Consider the following 23,279-nt stretch of genomic DNA (forward strand, 5'->3'; position numbering starts at 1 on the left):
CCGGCAGAGAGTGCACGCCGCCGGCCGCGCGGGCGCTCAGTTGATGAGCCCCGCGTGGCGCATGCCCTCCTCGACGCGCGCCTTCGTGCCCTCGGTCAGCGGCACGAGCGGCGTGCGCACCTCGTCCGAGCAGAGGCCCAGCACGGAAAGCCCGTATTTCGCGCCGACCAGGCCCGGCTCTGCAAAGATCGCCTTGTGCAACGGCATCAGCCGGTCCTGGAGTTCCAGCGCCTTGCCGTAATCGCCGGCGAGGCACGCCTCCTGCATGTCCGCGCAAAGGCGCGGCGCCACATTGGCGGTGACGGAGATGCAGCCCCGCCCCCCTTGTGCGTTGAAGCCGTGGGCGGTCGCGTCCTCGCCGGAAAGCTGGAGAAAGTCGGCCCCGCAGAGCATGCGCTGGCGGCAGACCCGGTCCAGATCGCCCGTGGCATCCTTTACGCCGACGATGCGCGGAAGCCTCGCGAGTTCCGCCATGGTGTCGGGCATCATGTCCACGGCCGAGCGGCCGGGGATGTTGTAGATGATGATCGGAAGTTCGCAGCAATCGTGCAGAAGCGTGAAATGCGCGACGAGCCCCGCCTGCGTGGGCTTGTTGTAGTAGGGCGTCACAACGAGCGCCGCGTCGGCGCCCACCTTCTCGGCCTGCTGAATGAAGCGCACCGCCTCTGCGGTGTTGTTGGAGCCCGCCCCCGCGATCACCGGGATGCGGCCGCGCGCGGCGCGCACGACCTCCTCGACCACCGTTTCGTGTTCCGCGTGGCTCAGCGTGGGGCTCTCGCCCGTGGTGCCGACGGGCACGAGCCCGTGACTGCCCTGCGCCACATGCCAGTCCACGAGATTGCGCAACGTCTCGAGATCGACCGCTCCGTTCCGGAACGGCGTCACGAGGGCGGGGATCGATCCGTGGAACATGGCACCCGGGTCCTTCTGGCGGTGCGCCGCCAATTCCCGGCTTTGTGAGTGGCGAGAGGGGCGCGCGCGGTCTATTTTCCGCGTGTCTATCCTTTGCCGGAGCGGAAAATGCAAGCGGCCACGCGTCTCGCGGCAGTGATCGTGATCGTCCTAACGGCGGCGCGCGCGGCTGTCGCCGGGCCCGAAGCGGTGGCCGGCGCCATGGACGCGCTGCGCGCCGGCGATTGGGAAGAGGCCGCCCGGGACGCGCGCGCGGCCGGGGCCGTGGCGCAGGATATCGTGACGTGGCATCGCCTGCGCGCCGGTCTGGGCGCGCCCGAGGAGGTGATGGCGTTCCTCGAACGCAACCCGGACTGGCCGGGTCTCGACTGGCTGGGGCGCAAGAGCGAGCCGGCCATCGCGGACGCAGATGACGCCACCGTCCTCTCCTTCTTCGCCGAAGACCTTCCGCAGACCGGAGCGGGCGCGCTCGCCCAGGCCGCCGCGCTCGAGCGGGCGGGCGACGTGGGCGCCGCGCAAGCGGGCATCGTGCTTGCGTGGCGCACGCTCCCGCTCGGGGCGGGAGAGCAGGCGGAGTTCTTGGAGCGCTACGGCGATCTTCTCGCCCCGCACCACGAGGCGCGCCTCGACATGACGCTCTGGAAGGGGTGGGAGCGCAATGCGGAGGCCATGCTTCCTCTCGTCCCGGGCGCCTGGCGGGCGCTCGCCGAGGCGCGCCTTGCCCTGATGGCCGAGGCGCCCGGGGTCGACGCCCTGATCGCGCGGGTTCCCGAATCGCTGGCAAGCCACCCCGGGCTCGCCTACGAGCGTTTCGCGTGGCGCGTTCGCAAGGGGCGCACGCTCGACGCCCTCGATCTCCTGCTGCGCGTTTCGACCTCGGCGGAGGCGCTGGGCGAGCCCATGGCCTGGGCCAACCTGCGCCGCCGTCTCGCACGGGACGCCGTGCAGGAGGGCGACGCGATCCTCGCCTACCGCATCGCCTCGGCGCATCACATCGCCCCCACCGACGACTATGCCTACGCCGATCTCGAATGGATTTCGGGCTATGCCGCGCTCAAGCTCGGCAACGGCGAAAGGGCGGCCGAACATTTCGAACGCCTCGGCGCCAATGTCAGCACGCCCATTTCCCTTGGTCGCGCCGGCTACTGGCTCGGGCGGGCGCGGGAAGCGTCCGGCGACGCCACCGGCGCGCGCGCGGCCTACGCGGCGGCCGCAGACCACCAGACCAGCTTTTACGGACTGCTCGCGGCGGAGCGCGGCGGATTCCCCTTCGACGGGCGGCTCGGCGGGCGACAGCCCTACCCCGACTGGCCGAGCGCCGGCTTCACCGAAAGCTCGGTCTACGAGGCGGGACGCCTGCTGCTCGCCGCAGACGAGCTCTCGCTCGGCGAGCGCTTCCTGACCCATCTCGCCGAAAGCCTCGACGAGGCGGATCTCAACCGCATGGGCGCGATGCTCGCAGAGATCGACCAGCCCCATGTCGCGGTGATGCTCGGCAAGCGGGCGGCGCGGGCCGGGTTCACGATCCCGGCGCCCTACTACCCACTGCACCCGATGGCGGACGGCGACTGGCCGGTGCCCACCGAGCTCGCTCTCGCCATCGCGCGGCGCGAAAGCGAATTCGACCCCGAGGTGATCTCGGGCGCGGGGGCGCGCGGGCTCATGCAGCTCATGCCGGGCACCGCGCGGGAGATGGCGGACGCGCTCGGGCTCGAGTTCTCGCTCGCCCGTGTGCTGTCGGACTGGCGCTACAACGCCACGCTCGGCTCCGCCTACCTGGCCGAACTGGTAGAGCGCTTCGACGGCAACCCGGTGCTGGTGGCGGCGGCCTACAACGCGGGGCCCTCGCGCCCGATCCGCTGGATCGAGGAAAACGGCGATCCGCGCCTCGGCACCGTGGACGTGGTGGACTGGATCGAGGCGATCCCCTTCGCCGAAACGCGCAACTACGTCATGCGCGTGACCGAGAGCCTGCCTGTCTACCGCGCGCGCCTCGGCCGCGATCCGCACCCCGTTCCGTTCTCCGAAGAGCTCAAGGGGCGCACCCTGCTCGGGGGTTGAGATCAGCCGGCCCGCCGCGCCCGCCAGAGCGTGAAGAGCCCCGCCGCGACCACCAGCGCCGCACCCATGGCCACGTTGGGCGCCACCGTCTCGCCGAAGACGCCGATGCCGATGACGCTGGCGAAGACGAGCTGGAGATAGGCGAAGGGCTGCACCGCGCTCGCCTCGGCCACCTCGTAGCACTTGATGAGCAGCCAGTGGCCGAGCGCGCCGGTAAGGCAGAGCGTGCCCATCCACGCCCAGTCAGGGCGGCTCATCGGCTCCCACGTCCAGAGGCCTGCGGCCGTCATCACCACGGCGCCCACGGTGCCCGTCCAGAAGAAGCTCGTGGCGGCGCTGTCCTCGCGCGCCGCAAAGCGCGTGAGCAGCCCGTAGAGCGCGAAGAGGAAGGCCGCGAGGAGCGGCACAGCCGCCTCGGGGGCGAAGACGCCCCAGCCCGGCTTCAGGATGATCAGCACGCCCGCGAAGCCGACCCCGATCGCCGTCCAGCGCCGCCAGCCCACCCGCTCGCCCAGGACGGGCCCGGAGAGCGCCGCGATGAGAAGCGGGTAGGAGGTGAAGACGGCATGGCTTTCCACGAGGCCGAGCAGGGTGAAGGCCAGCACCATCACGCAGATCTCGACGGCCAGCAGCGCGCCGCGGAACGCCTGGAGACGCGGCTGCCGGGTCCGCGCCGCGGCGCGCACGCCCCCGGCCTTGCGCGAGGCCAGCGCGATCACGAAGGCGGCGAAGAACCAGTAGCGGATCATCACCACCATCAGCACGTTGTACTCGCTGGCCAGGTGACGCGAGATTCCGTCCTGCACCGCGAAGACGAAGGTGGTCGCCACCATCAGCGCGATGCCGAGCCGGGTGTTCTGCTCGATCACGGCCGCCGCGCTCGCGTCATGTGCCGCTTGGCGCCGAACCCGGGCACGCGGGTCACCTCGAAGCCCGCCGCGGCGAGGGCGCGGCGGACATGCCCGGCGGCGGTGTAGGTGGCCGCCGTGCCGCCGGGCGCGGTGTGGCGGGCGACCTCGGCCAGAAGCGCCGGCTCCCACAGCTCGGGGTTCCTCGCGGGCGCGAAGCCGTCGAGGAACCACGCATCCGCCATGCCGGTCCAGTCGGGAAGCGTGCGGCGCGCGTCGCCGACGACCAGCGTGAAGTGAAGGTCGGGCAGCTCGATCCGGCGGACGCCGTCCCGCCAGAAGGGCGCGAGTTCCGCGGCGAGCGGCGCAAGCTCCCCGAAGGCCGCCTGCGCCCGCACCATGTCGGCCGCCGCCATCGGGAAGGCCTCGAAGCTCGTGTAGCTGAGCGGGCCGGGCCCGCCGCCTTGCCGCCACGCACCGAGCGCGGCCAGCAGGTTCAGGCCGGTTCCGAAGCCCAGCTCGGCGATGCGGAACCCCGCGCCGAAGCGACCGGGCAGCCCGTTGCCGGCGAGAAAGACGTGGCGCGCCTCGGCCAGCCCGTCGGCGAGGGAGTAGTAGGGATCGTCGAAGCGGCCCGAGACGGGCACGCCTTCCTTCCATGTCAGCCCCGCGTACTGGTCGCTCATCGCCGTTTGCCCTAAGCCTTCCCGGAACGCGGCGAGAGTGGCGAAGGGGTGACCGGATGACAACGCCAGAGGTGACGGTGCGCGGGGCGGGGATCTTCGGGCTTTCGGTGGCCTGGGCGTGCTGCCGTCGCGGCGCGCGGGTGCGCGTGATCGACCCGGGCGGGCCGGGCGCGGGGGCGAGCGGCGGCGTGGTGGGCGCGCTCGCCCCGCATGCGCCCGAGGGTTGGAACGCGCTGAAGGCCTTCCAGCTCGACAGCCTGCTCATGGCCGAAGCGTTCTGGGCCGAGGTCCGCGACACCGGCGGCATCGATCCGGGCTATGCCCGGCTGGGTCGCCTTCAGCCAGTGGCCGACGCGGCGGCGCTGGCGCGGGCGCGCGAGCGGGCCGCCGGGGCCGCGGCGCACTGGCAGGGTCGCGCGGGCTGGGAGGTGATCCCGGCGGCGGAGGCCCGCGGCTGGGCGCCCGCATCGCCCACGGGCTGGCTGGTGCGCGACACGCTCTCGGCCCGGCTGCATCCGCGCCGCGCCTGCGCGGCGCTGGCGGCCGCCATCGTCGCGCGCGGCGGCGAGGTCACGGCCGAGGGCGCGGATGCCGGCCGGGTGGTCCGGGCGACCGGCGCGGCCGGCCTCGCCGAGATCGGCGGCGGCTTCGGCACCGGTGTGAAGGGACAGGCGGCACTGCTCAACTTCGACATGCGCGACCGCCCGCAGCTCTACGCGGAGGGGCTTCACGTCGTGCCCCACGCCGACGGGACGGTCGCGGTGGGCTCGACCACCGAGCGGGACTACGAGGATCCCGTCTCGACCGACGAACAGCTCGACGAGGTGATCGCACGCGCCGCGGCCGCCGTGCCGGTCCTGCACGGCGCGCGCGTGATGGAGCGTTGGGCGGGTCTGCGCCCGCGCGCACGCAGCCGGGCGCCCGTGCTGGGCCCGCACCCGGCGCACCCCGGGCAGTTCATCGCCAATGGCGGGTTCAAGATCGGCTTCGGCATGGCGCCGAAGGCGGCAGAGGCGATGGCGGACCTGCTGCTCGAGGGCAGGGAGGACGCGATCCCCGACGCCCTGCGCCCCGAACGAAGCCTGCCGCGCGGCGGCGCGGGCTAGCCGCGCCGCGCCTCGGCCTCCTCGCGGAGCGACGCCATCAGCCCGTCGAGCGCCTTCTGGTAGCTTTCCGTCACAAGCCGGCCGTCATCGTCGAATTCCTTCTCGCCATTGGCGACAAGGACGGGGGGGCCGGTCAGCACGCGCGCGCCATGCGGCACGAGGCAGGCCCGAAGCATGTATTGCCCGGTCTCGCCGCCGGTGCGCCCGGCGTTGGCCGAGATGACGGCGGTGGGCTTGCCGGCCAGGACCCGTCCCTCGACCCGGCTGATCCAGTCGAGCGCGTTCTTCAGAACGCCGGTGATGCCCTTGTTGTATTCGGGCGAGGAAATCACGGCCGCGTCGGCGGTCCGGATCTGCTCGGCCAGGCGCGTGACCTCTTCGGGCACGCCCTCGGCCTCTTCCAGGTCGCCGTCGTAAAGGGGCAGGCGCAGATCGCCCTCGAGATAGGTGGCCGGTCGGAAACGCGTTACCGCCTCTGCGAGGAGACGGCGGTTGAGCGCACCCTTGCGAAGCGATCCCGAAAGCCCGAGAAGCGTGAGGTCCGACATTCAATTCTCCTGTTTGTCCTGCGACGTAGCTGGGGCACTCTGGCCGGCGAGGCAAGTGCGAAGCCACGCAATGGAGGTGCAAGATGGCGACACTCGCGCGGTGGGCCCCCGTGCCCTTCACGTCCGAAGCGGCCGAACGTGCCGCCCCGGCGCCGCCCAGGCGCGTCACCGGGCCGCTGCTGATGGGCGACATCCTTGCAAGCCAGGCCGGCACGCCGATCTTCCTTCGCGAGTGGCGGGCGGCGGAGGCGCGCGCGGATCGCCCAGACACGCGGGATCAGTCGGGCGAATAGGTCGGGTGGAACCGGCCCGCGGGAGAGAGGGTGAAGATCTCCGCCCCCTCCGCCGTCACCCCGATGGAATGCTCGAACTGCGCCGAGAGCGACTTGTCGCGGGTCACCGCGGTCCAATCGTCGGCCAGCACCTTGGTCTCGGGGCGGCCGAGGTTTACCATCGGCTCGATCGTGAAGAACATGCCCTCTTCCAGAACGGGCCCCGTGCCGGGGCGGCCGTAGTGCAGGACGTTGGGCGGGGCGTGAAAGACGCGCCCGAGGCCATGGCCGCAGAAATCGCGCACCACCGACATGCGGTTGCCCTCCACGAAGCTCTGGATGGCATGGCCGATATCGCCGAAGGTATTGCCGGGCTTCACCGCGGCGATGCCCTCGAACAGAGCGTCGTGGGTCACGTCGATGAGGCGCTCTGCCTTGCGGCTGGGACGCCCGGCCACGAACATGCGGCTCGTGTCGCCGAACCAGCCGTCGAGGATGACGGTGACGTCGATGTTGAGGATGTCGCCGTCCTTCAGCCGCTTGTCGCCGGGGATGCCGTGGCAGACGACATGGTTCACGCTGATGCAGGAGGCGTGGCGGTAGCCCTTGTAGCCGATGGTGGCGGAGGTCGCCCCCTCTTCCCCGACCCGGCGCTCGATGAAGGCATCGATGTCGCCGGTCATGACCCCGGGTTCGATCATCGGGATCACCTCGTCGAGCAGTTTCGCGGCGAGCGCGCCCGCCGCGCGCATCCCGGCGAAGTCCGCCGCCTCGTGGATGCGGATGCCGTCACGGGTCAGCCGGCCATGATGGGTCTGGTTCACGTCTCGCTCCATGCGCCGCTCCTTGCGCCTGTAATTAATGGCTTTGTGCCGAAAGGGCCAGTGCCGGCGCGCACGGGGCCGGCGCGGCGCCGGGTGCTGACGAAAATGTGACGGCCGCGGGACCGGTCAGCCGGCAGGCACGTCGAAGGGCAGCGGACCCGCGGGCGCGATCCCGTCGGGAGAGAGCCGGCAGCCCAGCGCCACCGCCTCGACGCCCGCCGCCCGCGCCGCGGCGAAGGCACGGGCGTAGTCCGGATCCAGATCGGCGGCCAGCGTCACGCGCCGCGCATCGCTGCGCTGCACGACGTAGAGCATCACCGCCCGGTGGCCGGCCGCCGCCAGCGCCGAGAGCTCGGCCAGATGCTTCGCGCCGCGCCGGGTCACGCTGTCGGGAAACTCCGCGACGCCGGCCCGGCGCGAAAGCGTGACGCTCTTCACCTCCACATAGGTGTCGGGCCCGCCCGGCGCGGAGAGGCGGAAGTCGATGCGGCTCGATCGTCCCGCGCGCACCTCGGCGCGGATCTCGTCGTGGCCCGCAAGGTCGGGGACAAGGCCCGCCTCCAGCGCCGCGCGGGCCAGCCGGTTGCCCGCGCCGGTGTCCACCCCGATCAAGGCGCCCGCGTCATCCTCCACGAGGCGCCAGGCCCAGCTCAGCTTGCGGCGCGGGTGGTCCACGGGCTCGAGCCAGATGCGCCTGCCCGGCTCCGCGAGGCCCATCATCGAGCCCGGATTCGACACATGCACCGTGACCTCGCGCCCGCAGGCGAGCCGCGCATCGGCGAGGAAACGCTTGTAGCGGCGCAGCAGCGTCGCGGGGACGAGGGGGGTTTGAAAGCGCATGGGCGGGCGCTTATACCGGGTCGGCAAGCCTCGCAAGGAACGCGCCCCATGCCCAATCCCACGGCCGCCATGCTCGTGATCGGCGACGAGATCCTGTCGGGCAGAACGCGCGACTCGAACATGCACCATCTCGCGAAGGCGCTGTCGCGCGCCGGGGTGGCGCTGCGCGAGGCCCGGGTGGTCGCGGACGATCACGCGACGATCGTCGGGGCCGTGCAGACGCTTGCGGGGGCGGTGGATCACCTTTTCACCTCGGGCGGCATCGGGCCCACCCACGACGACATCACCGCGGAGGCGGTGGCCGAGGCGATGGGCGTTCCGATCGGCGTGCGCGAGGACGCCCGCGCGCTTCTGCAGGCCCATTACGACGCACAGGGGCTGGAGGTGAACGACGCGCGGCTCAGGATGGCGCGGATCCCGGAGGGCGCGACGCTGATCGAGAACCCGATCTCGGCCGCGCCCGGCTTCACCATCGGCAACGTGCATGTGATGGCGGGCGTGCCCCAGATCTTCGAGGCGATGGTGGCGAGCGTCCTGCCCACGATCACCGGCGGGGCGCCCGTCCTGTCGCAGACGCTGACGGTGGCGCGCGGAGAAGGCGACATCGCCGCGGCGGTGGGCACGATCGCGGCCGAGTTTCCCGATCTCTCGGTCGGCTCCTACCCGTTCATCCGCGCCGGGGCGCATGGCGTGAACGTCGTCGTTCGGGGCACCGACGCGGGCCGGATCGACGGCGCCGTGGTGCGCCTTTCGGCCCTGCTGGAAGAGACATGAAGACGCCCGACGCCGCCGATCTGCTCGCCGTGTCCGAGGCCACCTGGCCCCCCGCGGCGGTGACGCGGATCGGTCCGGTGACCCTCCGGGACGGGCAGGGCGGCGGCAAGCGCGTCAGCGCGGCCACCGTCGCCGGAGAGGCGGGCGACGATTGTCTTGACGCCGCCGAGACGGAGATGCGCGCGCTGGAACAGACGCCGCTCTTCATGATCCGGCCCGGCGATGCGGCGCTCGACGCGCGGCTCGCGCGGCGTGGCTACGCCCTCATCGACCCGACGACGATCTATCTGTGCGAGATCGCGAGGCTTACCGACCGCCCCCTGCCGCGCGTGACTGCCCTCACGATCTGGGAACCCTTGCAGATCATGCGCGAGATCTGGACGGAGGCCGGCATCGGCCCGGCCCGGCAGGCGGTGATGGAACGCGCCGACTGCGCCCGGACGGGCATCCTCGGCCGGTGGAACGACAGTCCCGCGGGGGCGGCCTATGTCGGCGTCCACGACAGGGTGGCCATGGTGCACGCCCTCGAGGTGCTGGCCCACCATCGCCGGCAGGGCGTGGCCGGCTGGATGATGCGCGCCGCCGCGCTGTGGGCCGCGGCGCAGGGCGCGGCGCATGTCGCCGCCCTCGTCACCCGCGACAACGCCCCCGGCAACGCGCTCTACGCGGCACTGGGCATGACGCCCGCGGGCGGCTATCACTACCGCATCCTGACCGGGGAGGACGCCGCATGACGGACACCCGACGCCCCACCGCGCTCGACCTGCCCGAGGCCGACCCGCTGCCCGGGCCCACGGCGAAATACTTCGCCGTCTGCGAAGAGAAGCTCGGCTTCGTGCCGAACGTGCTGCGTGCCTACGCCTTCGACACGGCCAAGCTCGACGCGTTCAGCGCGATGTACAACGACCTGATGCTGGGCGACTCGGCCCTGACGAAGCTCGAGCGCGAGATGATCGCCGTCGTGGTCTCGGCGGTGAACCGCTGCTTCTACTGCCTGACGGCCCACGGCGCCGCGGTCCGGCAGCTTTCGGGCGACCCGAAACTCGGCGAGACGCTGGTGATGAACTGGCGCGTGGCCGATCTGCCGCCGCGCCAGCGCGCGATGCTCGCCTTCGCCGAGAAGATGACCCGCGCCAGCGCCGAGATCGAGGAGATCGACCGCGACGGGCTGCGGGCGCAAGGGTTCTCGGACCGCGACATCTGGGACATCGCGTCGGTCGCCGCCTTCTTCAACATGACCAACCGGCTGGCCAGTGCCACCGACATGCGCCCCAACGATGAGTATCACGCGCAGGCGCGCTAGCGCCTTGGCGCTGGCGCTGGCGGGCCTCCTGCTTGCCGCGCCGGTCGCCGCGGCGGTGGAGTTCGTCCTGCCCGACACGGCCCGCCTGCAGGCCGAGGAGACGAGCGTCGCGGGCAGCCACGCGCTGCCGGTTGCGGCCTGGGACGGCGCGGGGGTGCCTTCGATCACGGCCGAGGGCCGGGTGACGCGGCAGGCCTGGCGCCTGCCCGGCCCCGGACGCACCACGCTGCAGATCATCGCGCCGCTGCGCGAGCAGCTTCGCGCGGCGGGCTTCGAGATCGTCTTCGAGTGCCGGGACACCGCCTGCGGCGGGTTCGACTTCCGTCACGCGATCGAGGTACTGCCGGCGCCGGCCATGCATGTCGATCTCTCGCGCTATCGCGTTCTTTCGGCGATCCGGGCGACGGAGGGCGACGCGGCGGATTTCGTCTCGCTCCTCGCGAGCCGCTCGCCGTCGGGCGGCTTTCTCCAGATCGTGCATGTCGCGTCGGGAACCGATGGCCGCCTGCAGGCATCGGGCGGTCCCGCCGCCGCGCCTGTCGGGCCCGGCACCCCGCTGGGCGAGGCGCTGGAGCGGGCGGGCCACGCCGTGCTCGACGATCTCGCCTTCGAAAGCGGCGCGATCGCGCTCGGCCCGGGTCCTTTCGCCTCGCTCGCGGCGCTCGCGGCGTATTTGCGACAAAATCCGGACGCACGCGTCGTGCTGGTGGGTCACACCGACGCGGTCGGCGACCTCGACGCCAATATCGGGCTCTCGCGCCGGCGGGCCGAGGCGGTCAGAACCCGGCTCGTCGAGACGTATGGCGTCGATCCGGCGAGACTGGGCGCGGAAGGCACGGGCTATCTCGCGCCGCGGGCGAGCAACCTGACGGCGGAGGGACGCGAGGCGAACCGGCGCGTGGAGGCGGTTCTGCTCACGACGCGGTGAGGGGGCTTTACCTATTCCGCTTTCTGAATATATACGGCACCAAGCCGGCCTCCGGAGGACCCCATGGCACGACCCGCCCGCGCCGCGTTAGCACGCCATCTGCCGATCCTCGACTGGTCGCGACACTACGACCGCGAGACGCTCACCTCCGACCTGGTGGCGGCGGTCATCGTGACCATCATGCTCATTCCCCAGTCGCTCGCCTATGCGCTGCTCGCCGGGCTGCCGCCCGAGATGGGCCTTTACGCCTCGATCCTGCCGCTCGTGGCCTACGCGATCTTCGGCACCTCGCGGGCCCTCGCGGTCGGGCCCGTCGCGGTCGTGTCGCTGATGACCGCAGCGGCGATCGGCAACCTGGGGCTTCAGGATCCCGCGGAATACGCCGCCGCAGCGATCACGCTCGCGTTCCTCTCGGGCGCGATCCTCACCGTGATGGGCGTGCTGCGCCTCGGCTTCCTGGCCAATTTCCTGTCGCATCCGGTGATCGCGGGCTTCATCACGGCGAGCGGGATCCTGATCGCGGCCTCACAGCTCAAGCACATTCTCGGGATCGAGGCGCAAGGCCACACGCTGGTCGAAACGGCGGGCTCGCTTCTCGCTCACCTGGGCAACACCAATCCCTACACCCTCGCCATCGGCGCGGCGGCCACCGGGTTCCTCTTCTGGGTCCGCAAGGGGCTGCGGCCGTTTCTGGCCCGCGCCGGCCTCGGCCCCCGCCTCGCGGGCGTGCTGGCCAAGGCCGGTCCCGTCGCCGCCGTCGCGGTCACCACGCTCCTTGTCTGGGGGTTCGGCCTCGACACGCGCGGGGTCGCGATCGTGGGCGAGGTGCCCACCGGGGTGCCGCCCCTGACCGTGCCCATGCTCGACGCGGAGTTGCTGGGCCAACTGCTCGTCCCCGCACTGCTGATCTCGATCATCGGCTTCGTGGAATCCGTCTCGGTCGCGCAGACCCTGGCCGCCAAGCGCCGGCAGAGGATCCTGCCCGACCAGGAACTGGTCGGACTCGGCACCGCGAACCTCGCCGCGGCCTTCTCCGGCGGCTACCCGGTCACCGGCGGCTTCGCGCGCTCCGTGGTGAACTTCGACGCGGGCGCCGAGACGCCCGCGGCGGGAGCGTTCACGGCCGTGGGCATCCTTCTCGCCGCGCTGCTGCTCACGCCGCTGCTCTACTTCCTGCCCAAGGCCACGCTCGCCGCGACGATCATCGTGGCAGTGCTCAGCCTCGTGGACCTGTCGATCCTGCGAAAGGCCTGGGGCTATTCGAAGGTGGATTTCGCCGCCGTCGCCGCCACCATCCTGCTCACCCTCGGCCTCGGGGTCGAGATCGGCGTCTCCGCGGGCGTGGTGATCTCGGTGGCGCTCCACCTCTACAAGACCTCGCGCCCGCACGTGGCCGAGGTGGGCCGCGTGCCCGGCACCCAGCATTTCCGCAACATCCTGCGCCACGAGGTCGAAACGCATCCCTCGATCGTCACGCTTCGCGTGGACGAAAGCCTCTATTTCGCCAACGCCGCGTTTCTCCAGGACCATGTCTACGACCGGGTCGTGGGCGACGACGCGATCCGCCACGTCGTGCTGATGTTCTCGGCGGTGAACGCGGTGGACATGAGCGCGCTCGAAAGCCTCGAGGCCATCAACGACCGCCTGGCGAGCCTCGGGATCAAGCTCCATCTGAGCGAGGTGAAGGGCCCGGTGATGGACCGCCTCAGGCGCAGCCATTTCCTGCACGACCTGACCGGCCGGGTATTCCTTTCGCAGCACGACGCCATCGCGGCGCTCGCGCCCGACAGCGGGCGCGGGGCGGCGGAGTGAGGACGGACGGTCCTTGACCTTCTTCTTGGCCCAAATACTCCCGCCGGAGGCCGCGGCTGACGAAGGCAGCCGCCTGGACAGCGTCGCGCCGAAGGCGCGGCCGCTCCCGAACGCCCGTCAGCCCGGCAGGCGTCCCGTCAGTACGTAGCGCAGGATGTCCGCGACCTGCTCGGGTTCGCGCGCCACGGCGAGGGCGGCGGCGTCCACCTCCTTGAGCGCGTGATCGTGCTCGGGCGGCTGCAGGATCACGAGCGGCTTGCCGAGCGCCGCGGCATAGCCCGCGTCGAAGGCGGCGTTCCATTGCTTGTACTTGTCGCCGAAGCGCACCACCACGACATCCGCCCGCTCGATCTCGGTGCGCGTCCGGATCGCGTTCAGCATCGCGCCCTTGCGGTCGTGCCAGAACTTGTTGGGCTCCGCGCCGAGGATCGCCACGCCGCAATCGTCGCTCGCCGCGTGGTCGGTCACGGGTGCGGTGAAAGACACGTCGAGCCCCCGCGCGGCGTCGACGATGCGGTCGCGCCAGTCGGTATGGATCTCGCCGGAAAGATGGACATTGAGCATCCGTTCGCCTCCGTTCTCGTTCACTCTTCGCTGTCGTCCTGCCGCATCAGCTCCGCAACCTCGGCGTCGGAAACCTGCCCGAACCGCCGGTAGTGAAGCCCGACGGCCTGGAAATCCGCGGGCGTCGAAAGGCAGATCACCCGGTCGGCGAGCGGCCGGAGCGCCCGCAGCGTGTCCGCGGGCGCCACCGGCACGGCAAGCCAGACCGATCCCGGCCCCCGGGCGCGCAGTCCGCTCAACGCCGCGCGCACGGTCGCGCCCGTCGCGATGCCGTCGTCCACGACCACCGCGGTGCGGCCCTCCAGCGGGACCGGCGCGCGGTCTTCCAGCCAGAGCCGCCGGCGTTCGGCGATCTCCTCGGTCTTTTCCGCGACCTGCTTCGCGAAATCGTCCTCCGACAGCCCGGAGAGGCGCAGGATCTCCGCGTTGTAGACCGCCTCCGGCGGGTCGCCCTCGACCAGCGCGCCGGCGGCGAGTTCGGGCTGGCCGGGCATGCCGATCTTGCGCACGAGCAGCAGGTCGAGCGGCGCGTCGAGCGCGCGGGCCACGGGCAGGGCCACCGGCACCCCGCCCCGCGGCAGGGCGAGCACGACCGGATGGGCCGGTTCTGCCTTCGCCACGGCGTCGGCCAGCCTTTCACCGGCGTCGGTCCGGTCGCTGAACATGAACATCCCCTCCCGGGCGGTCTCGCGCTGCGTGGATCGCCCGGGCATCAAAGCATGAAAGCGCGCCGCGGGCCACCCGCGCGGGCGGCTCAGCTGCGCAGCGTGCCGCCCGTGGCCTTGGCCACCTTCTCGACGATGCGCCGGGCCACCGACTCGATCTCGGCGTCCTTGAGCGTCTTCTCGAAGGGTTGCAGCCGCACGGTCAGCGCAACGGACTTCTTGCCCGCGCCCATCTGCGCCTCGGCCTTCGGGCCCGAGAACTCGTCGAAGACGCGCACCTCGGAAATCAGCGTCTTGTCGGCCCCCTGCGCCGCGGTCACGAGATCCCCCGCGGCGACGCTCTCGTCGACCACGAAGGCGAAATCGCGCTCCACCGCCTGCAGGTCGTGAAGGTGCAGCGCCGGCCGTGCGGCGCCCGCCCTGCGCGGCTGGGGCACCTCGGAGGGCCAGACCGTGAAGGCGACCGCAGGCCCCTTGATGTCGAGCGTCTCAAGGACCTTGGGGTGCAGTTCCCCGAAGGCGCCCAGCGTCTTCTTCGGCCCGAGGCAGAGCCGCCCGTGCCGGCCCGGATGCCACCAGCCCGCGCCGTCCCGGAAGATCTGCATCCGGGCCGGGGCGCCGATCGCGGCCAGCACGGCCTCGGCGTCGGCCTTGGCGTCGAAGAGGTCCACCGGGCGGTTTTCGCCGTGCACGTCCCTGGGGCCCGTGCGCCCCACGAGCAGCCCGGCCGCCTGCAGGTGCTGTTCCCCCGGCTCGCCGCCCCCGAAGGCCGGTCCGACCTCGAAGAGCGCCAGATCGGAGAAGCCGCGCGCCTGGTTGCGGGCGGCCGCCCGCAAGAGGCCCGGCAGCAGATCGGGACGCATGTGGCTCATCTCGGAGGAGATCGGGTTTTCCAGCCGCGTGCCGTCGCCGCCCCCGCCGAAGAGGCGCGCGGCCTCCCGGTCGATGAAGCTGTAGGTCACGCATTCGTTGTAGCCGAGCGCGGCCATGGCCCGGCGCGCGGCCTGTTCCCGGCGCTGAAGCGGCGTGAGCACAGGCTTCGTCACCCGCGCGGCGGGGCGTGGCAGCGGCTTGCCCTCGAGTTTCGTGAGGCTGGCCACGCGCGCCACCTCCTCCACGAGGTCGGCCTCGCCGCCGACGTCGGGACGCCAGGGCGGCACATGCGCCATGTCGCCGTCCAGCCGGAAGCCGAGCGCGGTCAGGGTCTGGCGCTGCTGCGCTTCGGAAATCTCCATCCCCACGAGGGAGCGTACGCGATCCGGGTCGAGACGGTAGGCGCGGGCGTGATCGGGAACCTCGCCCGCCACGACCACCCCGGACGGCGCACCGCCGCAAAGATCCACGATCATCCGCGTCGCGGCCTCGAGCCCCGGCAGCGTGAACTCGGGATCCACGCCGCGCTCGAAGCGGTAGCGCGCGTCGGAGTTGATCCTGAGCGCGCGCCCGGCCGAGGCGATCTGCACGTGATCCCAGAAGGCGCTTTCGACGAACACGTTCACCGTTTCCTCGGTGCAGCCGGTCGCCGTGCCGCCCATGATGCCGGCGATGCTTTCCGGGCCGGCGTCGTCGGAGATCACCATCGCGCCGGCGGGCAGGGTGTAGGTCTTCTCGTCGAGCGCGGTCAGCGTCTCGCCGCCCCGGGCGCGGTGGACCCGCAGGTCGCCCGTCACCTTGTCGGCGTCGAAGACGTGCAGCGGGCGGTTCGCGTCGAAGGTGAAGAAGTTGGTGATATCCACCAGGGCCGAGATCGGGCGCAGCCCGATGGCGCGCAGGCGCGCCTGAAGCCAGGCGGGCGACGGCCCGTTCTTCACGCCCCGGATCACGCGACCCGCGAAAAGCGGGCAGCCATCCAGCGTATCCTTTTCGATCCGCACGCCGATGGGCGACGGGAACTCGCCCGGAACCGGGTCGATGACGCGCTCGCGAAGACGCCCCAGCCCCCGGGCGGCCAGGTCGCGCGCGATGCCGCGCACGCCCAGCGCGTCGGAGCGGTTGGGCGTGATGGCGATCTCGATCACCGGGTCCACCTTCGCCGGATCATGCGCGGCAAGCCAGTCGGCGAAGCTCTCGCCCACCTCGCCCGAGGAAAGCTCGATGATGCCGTCATGCTCGTCGGAGAGTTCCATCTCGCGCTCGGAGCACATCATGCCCTCGCTCTCGACGCCGCGGATCTTGCCCACCTGGATCGTGGTGTCGATGCCGGGGACGTAGGTGCCGGGATGGGCCACCACCACGGCGATGCCGGCGCGCGCGTTGGGCGCACCGCAGATGATCTGCTTCTCGCCCAGGTCGGTCTGCACCCGGCAGACCCGAAGGCGGTCGGCGTCTGGGTGCTGCTCGGCCGAGAGAACATGGCCGAGCGTGAACCCGGCCAGCCGCGTCGCCGGGTCCGAAACCTCCTCGACCTCGAGCCCGAGATCGGTGAGCGCCTCGGCGATCTCGGCCACCGTGGCCGTGGTCTCGAGATGGTCCTTGAGCCAGGAGAGCGTGAATTTCATCGTGAAGCGTCCCTCGGATCCCGCGCGGTCGCGGGCGGGCATAGCCCATCCGCCGGCGGGGGGGAAGGGGCGCTACCCGCCCGCGGCCGGCGCGCCCGGCCTGGGCCACTCGCGTTCGCTCTACCCGTGGCGCCACACCTTGACCGCGGAGAGGAGCAGGATGGCCGCCAGCACCGGAAGAAGCACGCTGCCGGGGACGATCCCGAGGAGAAGGCCGCCGAGAAACGTGCCGAGGATCGACCCGGCGGCCATCCACAGAAGGAAGCCCTTGTTCCGCCCGAGGACGGCGAAGCTGCGGTCCCGGCTGTAGCGAGCGAACCCCATCAGCATCGTCGGCAGGCTGACGACGAGCGAGAGCGATCCGGCCAGCCTCACGTCGGCCCCGAAGAGCAGCACAAGCGTCGGGATCAGAAGCTCGCCACCGGCGACCCCCATCAGCGACGCCACGGCCCCGATGCCGAAACCCGCCGCGAGGCCGGCGGCCATCAGCGGCGGCCCAGAAAGGAGGGGGCCCCGCGCCGACGGATCATGGCCCAGAAGCAGCACTCCCGCGATCAGCACGAGCAGCACGGCGAGCACCCGGTAAAGCGTTTCGGAGCGCAGCCGCGTCGCCCACCCCGCACCGAGCCAGGCGCCCGCCAGACTGCCGGCCAGGAGGTTGACGACGATCGGCCAGTTGGCCGCGATCTCCGCGAAGGGCACCGACCCGGCCCGGAACGGAAGGGCGCTCGCCACGACGATAAGGCTGACGGCCTTGTTGAGAATGACCGCTTCGAGGGCGGCGAACCGGAACAGGCCGATCAGCAGGGGAAGCCGGAACTCCGCCCCGCCGAGGCCGATCAGCCCGCCGAGGATGCCGATCACCGCGCCACCCCCGAAGGCGGCCGGCATGTTGCGCGGCGCGGTCCCACCGGTCTTGACGCCCCTGCGTTCGTTCATGCCGCCGGCCTTTCGTGTTCGAGGGGAGGGCGGTCTCCCGCATCCAGCGAGGTCCGAGACCGCGCCCTCAATCCTCTTCGCGGATGATGTCCGGCACGCCAAGCCGGTCGAGCAGGCGGTCGGTCTCGCGCGCGACGAGGCCGATGTTGCTGTCGCGCACCGTGGGCAGAAGCGCCCGGGCGCGGCGCACCTCGCCGTAGTCGACCTCGGCGGTGATGAGTTCGGGCTCGGATCCCGCCACGGCGAGCGCCTCGCCGAAAGGCCCGAGGATGCGCGAGCCGCCCCAGAAGGTCAGGTCGAGCTCGGGGCCCACGCGGTTCACCATGACCGAGGGTGCGCCGTACATCATCGAGTAGAAATGCATTGTGGCCGCCCAGCCCGCCGGGTTGTCGAAGCCCTCGCCCACGGCTTCCACGCCGGACGAGATCGGCGAGACGAGGAGCGTCGCGCCATGCAGGAACGCAAGATGCGTCAGTGCCGGGTTCCACAGATCGGCGCAGATGAGCAGCCCCAGCCGCCAGTCCTCGTCGATGGCATGGGTGTCCACGAAGCGGCCCTGCGCGTAGTACTTCGTCTCGATCAGCTTGCCGTAGGAGGGCAGGTTGATCTTGCGGTGCAGGTAGATGCAGCGCCCGCCCCTGTAGACGCCCGCCGCGTTGTAGAACTGCGCCGCCGGCCCCTCCTCGATGAAACCGGCGACCACGATCATGTCGCCCGCGGCGCGGCTCAGCTCCAGCAGGCGGGGGTCGTCTCGTTTCATGGTGATGTCGAGAAGCCGCTCGGCCCCGTAATGCCCGACGAGGCTGAGCTCGGGGAAGACCAGAAGCTCCGCCCCCGCCGCGCGGGCCTCTTCGACCCAGCGGCGATGCTCGGCGAAATTGGCCTCGAGATCGCCGATATGGCTCGCGCATTGCGCGGCGGCGATGGTGAGCGTGCGGGTCATGGCGCCTCCGGTGTCGTGCGGACCGGCCCCCCTTGGCGCGGGCCGGGACCCGGGTCAAGCATGGTCCGCGTGCGGCGGGCGCGGGGGCCGGCCGGTGCGCCGCGTCAAGGGGCACGCGCCGCGGCGCGGGGGGCGGGCGGCGTCACTGTCTTTTCGGCGCCTGTCCGTCGTCCCTGGCGGCCCGGTCCTGTCGGTCGCGCCGGTGCGCACGCAGCCAGAGCGCCACCGCGCCGGCCGGCAGAAGCACGACGGCCCAGGCCAGGACGTTGATCCGCGTCAGCTCCGCCTTCAGTTCCGGCGGCACGTGGGGCGACGTCCAGAGCCCGACATTTCCCAGGATCACGAGCACGACGACGCCGATTGCGAGAAGAATGCGCATATAGGGAGGGTAGCGCGCCGGCGCGCCGCGTCAGGGGTGCGGGGTTTGCCCGCATTTCGACCAGAACCAGATCTGAAGCCAGTCGAATTCCGCCACGAGGCCCTGCTCGGCCATCCATGCTTCCTGCAGCTTGTAGGCTTCCCACTCCGTGGCGTTGGGGCACTGCCAGGCGCGGTTGGCGAACTGCACGTCGTGGACGAGCTCGTGCAGCAGGACGGAGCGCTGTCGCAAGTTTGCGGGATCCCATGGCCCCACGAGATAGATCACCCGGGCCTCGTAGTCGTAGACACCGCGCTCCCCGGGCTCCACGAGCGCGTTGCCGCCGGGATAGTCCAGCACGTCGCCCTCGTCACAGAAGAAGATGGCCGGCGGGTCCGTCTTCACCCCGGCCACCTCGTAGCCCGACGCCGCCCCGATCCAGTCGAACAGCCCGGCGACGAGGCCGGGCGAGGGGCGCATGCAGTCCTCGCGCTCCGGCACGATCTCCGCATTGGCAGGGAACGGTGCCGCAAGGACGGCTAGGACCGCGAAGGCGCGAAGGGCAGTATGCATGGGTCGGCAGGATACCGGACCTCGCCCCGTGCGTCATCGCCCGGTTTCAGCCCCTCTCAACGCGGTCGGGTTCATGTCCCGCCCCATCGCGACCCTGTTGCACGTTCCTCGAAGGACGCGACGCCGACGCCGGCGCACGTGATGCGGGGATGAGCCGGTCGGAGCGGGACACCGGCCGGAAAGCCGGGCCTTGCCGTTCCGCGTCCGGGCGTCTCGCCGCGGTCGCGGGGTGCCCAGCGGCAACGCCGCGCCCCAGCTGTGACCGCGATGCGGCGCGTTATCCGCGCCCGAGGCACTGGTAGGTTCTGGATACCGTCGACATCATGCAATTGCCCCAACCGTCGAAAGCCTGGCACTGCGTGTTGGTGCCTTCGAACGGCTCGGCTTTCCTGTAGCCCCATGCGCGGCAGCGCGCATCCGCGGACCCTTGTGCGGCCTCCCAGTCGGGCGTGACCATCTCGTAGGAGGATTGCTGGTAAGACAACACGACGTTCGCGTCGGCACGACTGCCGGCCGTGGGAACCGGAACCTTGGTAACCTCCGTGCAGGCAGCGACAAGGAACGGCACGGCGACAAGTATTCTGGTCCAGTTCATCTTTCCCTCGGCTCATGGCGCAACAAGACATGACGGCGCGATCGTCAGGCGGATGCGACAACCGTCGCCATCACCGTCGCGGGAATGTGCTAACAGAGGGTTAATTCAGGAAGCCGAAGCGCGCGACGTTCCGCGGTGAAACGAGCCCGCCTTACCGGCTCAATCCGCCATGCAGCGTCGGCACGTCGAGCGCGGCAAAGCCGTAGTGGCGGAGCCAGCGCAGGTCGCTGTCGAAGAAGGCCCGCAGGTCGGGGATGCCGTATTTCAGCATGGCGATGCGGTCGATGCCCATGCCGAAGGCGAAGCCCTGCCAGTAGGCCGGGTCGATGTTGCCGGCCATCAGCACCTTGGGGTGGACCATGCCGCTCCCGAGGATCTCCAGCCAGTCGTCGCCCTCTCCGACCTTGAGCTGGCCGCCTTCCCAGGAGCAGCGGATGTCCACCTCCGCCGAGGGCTCGGTGAACGGGAAGTGCGAGGCGCGGAAGCGCAGCTCCACCTCCTCCACCTCGAAGAAGGCGCGCACGAACTCCTCCAGCACCCATTTGAGGTTCGCCATGGAGATGTCGCGGTCGATCGCGAGCCCCTCCACCTGGTGGAACATGGGCGTGTGTGTCTGGTCGTAGTCGGCACGGTAGACGCGCCCCGGGCAGATCACCCGGAGCGGCGCGCCCGCCATCTCCATCGCCCGGATCTGGACCGGCGAGGTGTGAGTGCGCAGCACGTGGGGGGGTCGGTCGTCGCCCTCGGCGCGGTGCATGTAGAAGGTATCCATCTCCGCCCGCGCGGGATGGTGGCCTGGGATGTTGAGCGCGTCGAAATTGTGCCAGTCGCTTTCCACCTGCGGGCCCTCGGCCACCGAGAAGCCCATGTCGGCGAAGATGGCGGTGACCTCCTCGGTCACCTGGCCGATCGGGTGGATCGTGCCGTGCCGCCGGGTGCGGGCGGGCAGCGTCACGTCGAGCCATTCCGCGCGCAGCCGCTCGTCGAGCGCGGCGTCGGCGAGCGCGGCCTTCTTGGCGGCCAGCGCCGCGTTGATCTCGTCCTTCAGCGCGTTGAGCGCCGGGCCCGCGACCTGGCGCTCCTCGGGGCTCATCTTGCCCAGCTCGCGCATCTTCAGGCTGATCTCGCCCTTCTTGCCCAGGGCCTGGACGCGCAGCGCCTCGAGCGCGGCTTCGTCAGCCGCTTCCGCGATGGCGTTGAGGTATGTCTCGCGCAGATCGTCCATGCCGCCCCCCGGGAATTGCGCGGTCTACCTAGCGGGCGGTCCGCGGCGGCGCAAGCGGCTCAGGCGGGCAGGCCCGTCAGCGCCATGCCGTTCCGGCGATGCCGCCGCACGAGGCCGCGCTGGCGGTGACCGGCGGGGATCGGGCGCGCCGGATCGCACAGACGCGTGACGGTGACGCCCGGGAACATGAGCTCGAGCTCCCGCAGCGCCGCCGGTTCCAGCCGGCGCGCGGCCTCGGGCCCCAGCAAGAGCGTTTCGCTCGGAGCCCCCTCGGCCAGGATCACCTCGTGACGGTCGAGCACCAGGTGGACATAGGTCAGCGCCCCGGCGGGCGTCTCGCTGCGGATGCCGGGCAGGCCGAGCAGGCGCACGGCCGGGATCAGGACCTCGGATGTTCCGAACATGCGCCGGACGATCGGCGAGGTGACGAGCATCCGGTGCTGTCGCGAGACGCGCAGCGTCCGGTGCGGCAGGCCGCCGCCGAGCGCACCGGCCTCGATCCGCACGGGGCGCAGGCGCGGCTCCTGCGCGAAGGCCTCGGGCCGAACGCATCGCGACAGGCAAAGCCGCAGCGGGCGCACCTGCCCCGCCGCGGTGCGCACCGGATCGCCGGGCCGCAGCTTCTCGACGGGAACCTCCCCGTCGGGGGTGGCGATCCGGGTGCCGGCGGCGAAGCAGATCGGCGAGACCAGGTCGCCGGCCTCGGTCGTGGGCTCCCCGGCGAAGCCCGGCCCCTCGAAGGCGCCGACCACGCGCAGATCGACCCCGGCGGGCGGGAAGGCCCCGGGATCGCCGACGAAGGCCAGCCCCTCGACCGTGCCATAGGCGGGCGACTGCCCCGGCTCGTTGATGTTGTAGCCGACGACGTCCCATTCCTCGCCGGTCGCCTCGTTGCGCAGGGTGAGGCGATACTCGCCCTCCACCACCGTGTTGTTGGAATAGGACGTGCCGTCGAAACTCTGGTTCCCGCGCAGGACCTGGTTGCCGTCGTTGTCGTCGAAGGTGGTGTCGTTGTCGCCGATGCGCGTTTCCTGCCAGGCGCGCGAATCGAGGCGGATCGTCTCGCCCACCAGATGCGTGCCGTCGCCCTGGGTGACGCCGCTGAGCGACTTGCCGCCGCTGACCGTGATGTTGGACGCGCCAAGCGCCCAGACCGAATAATTCGGCATCTGATGCCTGCTCCTGCCAGCCGTCGCGGCGGTGACCGCGTGCGGCCGGACGCACCGGTTTCGTTGTCCGGCTTCCCTGCCCTGCGCGTTCCATAGCAAAGGGGCGCGGGCCTGTGAAAGCCTGCGCCCCGATCATGGCACCAGTTTGTTGCCCGTGCGTTACGGGCGGTGCGTCGCCTTTCCTCCCGCGGCGATCAGGCCGCCAGCGCGCCCTTGGCCTTCTCGACGATGGCGCCGAAGGCCTGCGGCTCGCGCACGGCGAGATCGGCGAGCACCTTGCGGTCCACCTCGACCCCGGCGCGGTTCAGCCCGTCGATGAAGCGCGAGTAGGTCAGCGCCTCGTCATGGGCGCGCACCGCGGCGTTGATCCGCTGGATCCAGAGCGCGCGGAAGCTGCGCTTGCGGTTCCTGCGGTCGCGGGTGGCGTACTGGTTGGCCTTGTCGACGGCCTGCTTGGCCACCTTGAAGGTGTTCTTGCGCCGGCCGTAATAGCCCTTTGCGGCCTTGATGACCTTTTTGTGGCGCGCGTGGGTGACGGTTCCGCCCTTGACTCTCGACATCCCGAATCCTCCTCAGCGCTGGTAGGGCATCATCGGCTTGACGATCTGCTCGTCAGCCTTCGACATCACGTCCGTGCCGCGGGCGTTGCGGATGAACTTGTTCGTCCGCTTGATCATCCCGTGGCGCTTGCCCGCCGGCTGGAACTTGATCCGGCCCGAGGCCGTCACCTTGAACCGCTTCTTGCAGCTCGACTTCGTCTTGAGCTTCGGCATTTCCGTCTCCTTCAGGGTCGGTGAGCGCGCGACTCGGCATGCCGTTCCGGCCGGCCGCGCGGT

General features: G+C 71.0%; 26 protein-coding genes. 8 read left to right on the forward strand and 18 right to left on the reverse strand.

The window, feature by feature from the left end; all coding sequences use genetic code 11:
- Nucleotides 1-36: 36 nt before the first annotated feature.
- Complete coding sequence (dapA, locus tag AB6A69_RS14905) at nucleotides 37-912, reverse strand: 4-hydroxy-tetrahydrodipicolinate synthase (RefSeq protein ID WP_371061356.1); 876 nt, start codon at nucleotides 910-912, stop codon at nucleotides 37-39.
- Between the two features lie 108 nt (nucleotides 913-1,020).
- On the opposite strand from dapA, the gene AB6A69_RS14910 reads away from it, so the two are divergent.
- Nucleotides 1,021-2,973: a transglycosylase SLT domain-containing protein gene (locus AB6A69_RS14910; protein ID WP_371061357.1), complete on the forward strand. Its 1,953-nt coding sequence runs from the start codon at nucleotides 1,021-1,023 to the stop codon at nucleotides 2,971-2,973.
- Nucleotides 2,974-2,975: 2 nt separating this feature from the next.
- On the opposite strand, the gene AB6A69_RS14915 is transcribed toward AB6A69_RS14910, so the two are convergent.
- A complete protein-coding gene (locus AB6A69_RS14915; RefSeq protein ID WP_371061358.1) occupies nucleotides 2,976-3,842 on the reverse strand; it encodes a DMT family transporter in 867 nt (288 codons plus the stop codon).
- Complete coding sequence (mnmD, locus tag AB6A69_RS14920) at nucleotides 3,839-4,507, reverse strand: tRNA (5-methylaminomethyl-2-thiouridine)(34)-methyltransferase MnmD (RefSeq protein ID WP_371061359.1); 669 nt, start codon at nucleotides 4,505-4,507, stop codon at nucleotides 3,839-3,841. The genes AB6A69_RS14915 and mnmD overlap by 4 nt, the downstream gene beginning before the upstream one ends.
- A gap of 56 nt (nucleotides 4,508-4,563) precedes the next feature.
- On the opposite strand from mnmD, the gene AB6A69_RS14925 reads away from it, so the two are divergent.
- A complete protein-coding gene (locus tag AB6A69_RS14925) occupies nucleotides 4,564-5,613 on the forward strand; it encodes an NAD(P)/FAD-dependent oxidoreductase (protein WP_371061360.1) in 1,050 nt (349 codons plus the stop codon).
- Here the strand turns inward: AB6A69_RS14925 and AB6A69_RS14930 are convergent.
- On the reverse strand, nucleotides 5,610-6,161 hold the full coding sequence (locus tag AB6A69_RS14930) for an NADPH-dependent FMN reductase (protein ID WP_371061361.1): 552 nt from the start codon (nucleotides 6,159-6,161) through the stop codon (nucleotides 5,610-5,612). The genes AB6A69_RS14925 and AB6A69_RS14930 overlap by 4 nt on opposite strands.
- An 83-nt stretch (nucleotides 6,162-6,244) precedes the next feature.
- Here AB6A69_RS14930 and AB6A69_RS14935 point away from each other — a divergent pair, with 83 nt between their 5' ends.
- The gene (locus AB6A69_RS14935; RefSeq protein ID WP_371061362.1) at nucleotides 6,245-6,454 is read left to right on the forward strand and encodes a hypothetical protein; all 210 of its coding nucleotides are present in this window, start codon (nucleotides 6,245-6,247) and stop codon (nucleotides 6,452-6,454) included.
- Here AB6A69_RS14935 and map read toward each other — a convergent pair.
- Nucleotides 6,439-7,269: a type I methionyl aminopeptidase gene (gene map, locus AB6A69_RS14940; RefSeq protein ID WP_371061363.1), complete on the reverse strand. Its 831-nt coding sequence runs from the start codon at nucleotides 7,267-7,269 to the stop codon at nucleotides 6,439-6,441. The two genes, AB6A69_RS14935 and map, sit on opposite strands and share 16 nt — an antisense overlap.
- A 114-nt stretch (nucleotides 7,270-7,383) precedes the next feature.
- Nucleotides 7,384-8,097 carry a DNA/RNA nuclease SfsA gene (gene sfsA / locus AB6A69_RS14945; protein ID WP_371061364.1) on the reverse strand — a complete coding sequence of 238 codons (714 nt, stop codon included), beginning with the start codon at nucleotides 8,095-8,097 and terminating at the stop codon, nucleotides 7,384-7,386.
- Between the two features lie 48 nt (nucleotides 8,098-8,145).
- Between sfsA and AB6A69_RS14950 the strand changes: the two genes are divergently transcribed.
- The 5 genes from AB6A69_RS14950 to AB6A69_RS14970 all read left to right on the forward strand — a co-directional run bounded on the left by AB6A69_RS14950 (nucleotide 8,146) and on the right by AB6A69_RS14970 (nucleotide 12,914).
- The gene (locus AB6A69_RS14950) at nucleotides 8,146-8,871 is read left to right on the forward strand and encodes a competence/damage-inducible protein A (RefSeq protein ID WP_371061365.1); all 726 of its coding nucleotides are present in this window, start codon (nucleotides 8,146-8,148) and stop codon (nucleotides 8,869-8,871) included.
- Nucleotides 8,868-9,605, forward strand: a complete 738-nt coding sequence (locus AB6A69_RS14955) for a GNAT family N-acetyltransferase (protein ID WP_371061366.1) — start codon at nucleotides 8,868-8,870, stop codon at nucleotides 9,603-9,605. Before AB6A69_RS14950 ends, AB6A69_RS14955 begins: the two co-directional genes overlap by 4 nt.
- On the forward strand, nucleotides 9,602-10,174 hold the full coding sequence (locus AB6A69_RS14960; protein WP_371061367.1) for a peroxidase-related enzyme: 573 nt from the start codon (nucleotides 9,602-9,604) through the stop codon (nucleotides 10,172-10,174). The genes AB6A69_RS14955 and AB6A69_RS14960 overlap by 4 nt, the downstream gene beginning before the upstream one ends.
- Nucleotides 10,149-11,102 (forward strand): OmpA family protein, encoded by a 954-nt coding sequence (locus tag AB6A69_RS14965; protein ID WP_371061368.1) that lies wholly within the window; start codon nucleotides 10,149-10,151, stop codon nucleotides 11,100-11,102. The genes AB6A69_RS14960 and AB6A69_RS14965 overlap by 26 nt, the downstream gene beginning before the upstream one ends.
- Before the next feature lie 63 nt (nucleotides 11,103-11,165).
- Nucleotides 11,166-12,914: a SulP family inorganic anion transporter gene (locus AB6A69_RS14970; RefSeq protein WP_371061369.1), complete on the forward strand. Its 1,749-nt coding sequence runs from the start codon at nucleotides 11,166-11,168 to the stop codon at nucleotides 12,912-12,914.
- Nucleotides 12,915-13,031: 117 nt separating this feature from the next.
- Here AB6A69_RS14970 and AB6A69_RS14975 read toward each other — a convergent pair whose 3' ends face one another.
- The 12 genes from AB6A69_RS14975 to rpmI form a co-directional block, all read right to left on the reverse strand.
- Nucleotides 13,032-13,478: a YtoQ family protein gene (locus AB6A69_RS14975; protein ID WP_371061370.1), complete on the reverse strand. Its 447-nt coding sequence runs from the start codon at nucleotides 13,476-13,478 to the stop codon at nucleotides 13,032-13,034.
- Nucleotides 13,479-13,498: 20 nt separating this feature from the next.
- Nucleotides 13,499-14,143, reverse strand: coding sequence for a phosphoribosyltransferase (locus tag AB6A69_RS14980; protein ID WP_371061371.1), 645 nt, complete (start codon nucleotides 14,141-14,143; stop codon nucleotides 13,499-13,501).
- Between the two features lie 89 nt (nucleotides 14,144-14,232).
- Nucleotides 14,233-16,641: a phenylalanine--tRNA ligase subunit beta gene (pheT, locus tag AB6A69_RS14985; RefSeq protein WP_371061372.1), complete on the reverse strand. Its 2,409-nt coding sequence runs from the start codon at nucleotides 16,639-16,641 to the stop codon at nucleotides 14,233-14,235.
- A gap of 120 nt (nucleotides 16,642-16,761) precedes the next feature.
- Nucleotides 16,762-17,580, reverse strand: coding sequence for a sulfite exporter TauE/SafE family protein (locus AB6A69_RS14990; protein WP_371061373.1), 819 nt, complete (start codon nucleotides 17,578-17,580; stop codon nucleotides 16,762-16,764).
- Between the two features lie 67 nt (nucleotides 17,581-17,647).
- Nucleotides 17,648-18,523: a nitrilase-related carbon-nitrogen hydrolase gene (locus AB6A69_RS14995; RefSeq protein ID WP_371038002.1), complete on the reverse strand. Its 876-nt coding sequence runs from the start codon at nucleotides 18,521-18,523 to the stop codon at nucleotides 17,648-17,650.
- Between the two features lie 142 nt (nucleotides 18,524-18,665).
- Complete coding sequence (locus AB6A69_RS15000) at nucleotides 18,666-18,902, reverse strand: phenylalanyl-tRNA synthetase subunit beta (RefSeq protein ID WP_371038001.1); 237 nt, start codon at nucleotides 18,900-18,902, stop codon at nucleotides 18,666-18,668.
- Between the two features lie 30 nt (nucleotides 18,903-18,932).
- Entirely contained in the window at nucleotides 18,933-19,454 is a 522-nt protein-coding gene (locus AB6A69_RS15005) for a DUF6647 family protein (RefSeq protein WP_371038000.1), read from the reverse strand.
- A gap of 277 nt (nucleotides 19,455-19,731) precedes the next feature.
- Nucleotides 19,732-20,049 carry a YecR family lipoprotein gene (gene yecR / locus AB6A69_RS15010; protein WP_371037999.1) on the reverse strand — a complete coding sequence of 106 codons (318 nt, stop codon included), beginning with the start codon at nucleotides 20,047-20,049 and terminating at the stop codon, nucleotides 19,732-19,734.
- A 151-nt stretch (nucleotides 20,050-20,200) separates the two neighbouring features.
- Nucleotides 20,201-21,274, reverse strand: a complete 1,074-nt coding sequence (gene pheS, locus AB6A69_RS15015) for a phenylalanine--tRNA ligase subunit alpha (RefSeq protein WP_371061374.1) — start codon at nucleotides 21,272-21,274, stop codon at nucleotides 20,201-20,203.
- Nucleotides 21,275-21,333: 59 nt separating this feature from the next.
- The gene (locus tag AB6A69_RS15020; protein ID WP_371061375.1) at nucleotides 21,334-22,443 is read right to left on the reverse strand and encodes a Hint domain-containing protein; all 1,110 of its coding nucleotides are present in this window, start codon (nucleotides 22,441-22,443) and stop codon (nucleotides 21,334-21,336) included.
- A 194-nt stretch (nucleotides 22,444-22,637) separates the two neighbouring features.
- A complete protein-coding gene (gene rplT / locus AB6A69_RS15025; protein ID WP_371037995.1) occupies nucleotides 22,638-23,003 on the reverse strand; it encodes a 50S ribosomal protein L20 in 366 nt (121 codons plus the stop codon).
- A gap of 12 nt (nucleotides 23,004-23,015) precedes the next feature.
- On the reverse strand, nucleotides 23,016-23,216 hold the full coding sequence (rpmI, locus tag AB6A69_RS15030; RefSeq protein ID WP_371055375.1) for a 50S ribosomal protein L35: 201 nt from the start codon (nucleotides 23,214-23,216) through the stop codon (nucleotides 23,016-23,018).
- Nucleotides 23,217-23,279 lie beyond the last annotated feature (63 nt).

The sequence above is a fragment of the Rhodosalinus sp. 5P4 genome (assembly GCF_041365695.1).
GTDB lineage: Bacteria > Pseudomonadota > Alphaproteobacteria > Rhodobacterales > Rhodobacteraceae > Rhodosalinus.

What these genes read in the sequence shown, in the direction of transcription:
- pheS (WP_371061374.1), bottom strand. Translation starts at nt 21,274, where the DNA reads ATGGACGATCTGCGCGAGACATACCTCAACGCCATCGCGGAAGCGGCT.
- AB6A69_RS14975 (WP_371061370.1), bottom strand. Translation starts at nt 13,478, where the DNA reads ATGCTCAATGTCCATCTTTCCGGCGAGATCCATACCGACTGGCGCGAC.
- rplT (WP_371037995.1), bottom strand. Translation starts at nt 23,003, where the DNA reads ATGTCGAGAGTCAAGGGCGGAACCGTCACCCACGCGCGCCACAAAAAG.
- AB6A69_RS14925 (WP_371061360.1), top strand. Translation starts at nt 4,564, where the DNA reads ATGACAACGCCAGAGGTGACGGTGCGCGGGGCGGGGATCTTCGGGCTT.
- AB6A69_RS14935 (WP_371061362.1), top strand. Translation starts at nt 6,245, where the DNA reads ATGGCGACACTCGCGCGGTGGGCCCCCGTGCCCTTCACGTCCGAAGCG.
- rpmI (WP_371055375.1), bottom strand. Translation starts at nt 23,216, where the DNA reads ATGCCGAAGCTCAAGACGAAGTCGAGCTGCAAGAAGCGGTTCAAGGTG.
- AB6A69_RS14930 (WP_371061361.1), bottom strand. Translation starts at nt 6,161, where the DNA reads ATGTCGGACCTCACGCTTCTCGGGCTTTCGGGATCGCTTCGCAAGGGT.
- AB6A69_RS14955 (WP_371061366.1), top strand. Translation starts at nt 8,868, where the DNA reads ATGAAGACGCCCGACGCCGCCGATCTGCTCGCCGTGTCCGAGGCCACC.
- AB6A69_RS15005 (WP_371038000.1), bottom strand. Translation starts at nt 19,454, where the DNA reads ATGCATACTGCCCTTCGCGCCTTCGCGGTCCTAGCCGTCCTTGCGGCA.
- map (WP_371061363.1), bottom strand. Translation starts at nt 7,269, where the DNA reads ATGGAGCGAGACGTGAACCAGACCCATCATGGCCGGCTGACCCGTGAC.
- AB6A69_RS14950 (WP_371061365.1), top strand. Translation starts at nt 8,146, where the DNA reads ATGCCCAATCCCACGGCCGCCATGCTCGTGATCGGCGACGAGATCCTG.
- AB6A69_RS15020 (WP_371061375.1), bottom strand. Translation starts at nt 22,443, where the DNA reads ATGCCGAATTATTCGGTCTGGGCGCTTGGCGCGTCCAACATCACGGTC.
- AB6A69_RS14970 (WP_371061369.1), top strand. Translation starts at nt 11,166, where the DNA reads ATGGCACGACCCGCCCGCGCCGCGTTAGCACGCCATCTGCCGATCCTC.
- AB6A69_RS14995 (WP_371038002.1), bottom strand. Translation starts at nt 18,523, where the DNA reads ATGACCCGCACGCTCACCATCGCCGCCGCGCAATGCGCGAGCCATATC.
- pheT (WP_371061372.1), bottom strand. Translation starts at nt 16,641, where the DNA reads ATGAAATTCACGCTCTCCTGGCTCAAGGACCATCTCGAGACCACGGCC.
- AB6A69_RS14960 (WP_371061367.1), top strand. Translation starts at nt 9,602, where the DNA reads ATGACGGACACCCGACGCCCCACCGCGCTCGACCTGCCCGAGGCCGAC.
- AB6A69_RS14990 (WP_371061373.1), bottom strand. Translation starts at nt 17,580, where the DNA reads ATGAACGAACGCAGGGGCGTCAAGACCGGTGGGACCGCGCCGCGCAAC.
- AB6A69_RS14910 (WP_371061357.1), top strand. Translation starts at nt 1,021, where the DNA reads ATGCAAGCGGCCACGCGTCTCGCGGCAGTGATCGTGATCGTCCTAACG.
- sfsA (WP_371061364.1), bottom strand. Translation starts at nt 8,097, where the DNA reads ATGCGCTTTCAAACCCCCCTCGTCCCCGCGACGCTGCTGCGCCGCTAC.
- dapA (WP_371061356.1), bottom strand. Translation starts at nt 912, where the DNA reads ATGTTCCACGGATCGATCCCCGCCCTCGTGACGCCGTTCCGGAACGGA.
- AB6A69_RS15000 (WP_371038001.1), bottom strand. Translation starts at nt 18,902, where the DNA reads ATGCGCATTCTTCTCGCAATCGGCGTCGTCGTGCTCGTGATCCTGGGA.
- AB6A69_RS14980 (WP_371061371.1), bottom strand. Translation starts at nt 14,143, where the DNA reads ATGTTCAGCGACCGGACCGACGCCGGTGAAAGGCTGGCCGACGCCGTG.
- yecR (WP_371037999.1), bottom strand. Translation starts at nt 20,049, where the DNA reads ATGAACTGGACCAGAATACTTGTCGCCGTGCCGTTCCTTGTCGCTGCC.
- mnmD (WP_371061359.1), bottom strand. Translation starts at nt 4,507, where the DNA reads ATGAGCGACCAGTACGCGGGGCTGACATGGAAGGAAGGCGTGCCCGTC.
- AB6A69_RS14965 (WP_371061368.1), top strand. Translation starts at nt 10,149, where the DNA reads ATGAGTATCACGCGCAGGCGCGCTAGCGCCTTGGCGCTGGCGCTGGCG.